Here is a 383-nt window from a genome sequence, read left to right as displayed (position 1 = left end):
GGATACACCGGCTTGAACGCCTCGACGATGCGGTGGAAGTCGTCCGCGGACTGCCGGATGGTGAGCTGACTCCAGTCCGTCGGCGTGGGGCGGCTCGGCCCGAAGTAGCGATGCTCCACGGAGAGCTGATTGGCGTCGAGCAGTTGCGTGGGCTCGCGTCGCGACGGCTCCGTGGAGACGAAGTAGCCCCCCGAGTAGAGCACCATGGGACTGGAGCGCGAGATGTGCAGCAGCGTCAAACGCTGGCGGAAGCGCTGGCCGTCCGGATGGGCATGGTCCACCGGCTGCTCGAACTCCATGACGAAGAAGCGGTGGTTCGGCAGCTGCGGGCCCGCGGGCTCCTCGCGCACCGTGAGGCCGGGGATGCGGGCCAGTTGCACGAG

At 68.1% G+C, this 383-nt stretch carries 1 pseudogene; it reads right to left on the bottom strand.

Annotated elements, in window-relative coordinates:
* Window positions 1-383: pseudogene (locus G4D86_RS51985) on the bottom strand (S28 family serine protease); the annotation flags it as partial.

Origin of the sequence: Pyxidicoccus caerfyrddinensis, from assembly GCF_010894405.1 — a bacterium.
Classification (GTDB): domain Bacteria; phylum Myxococcota; class Myxococcia; order Myxococcales; family Myxococcaceae; genus Myxococcus; species Myxococcus caerfyrddinensis.
Note: the sequence above shows the minus strand (reverse complement) of the source record. Positions and strands in the feature narration are given on the sequence as shown.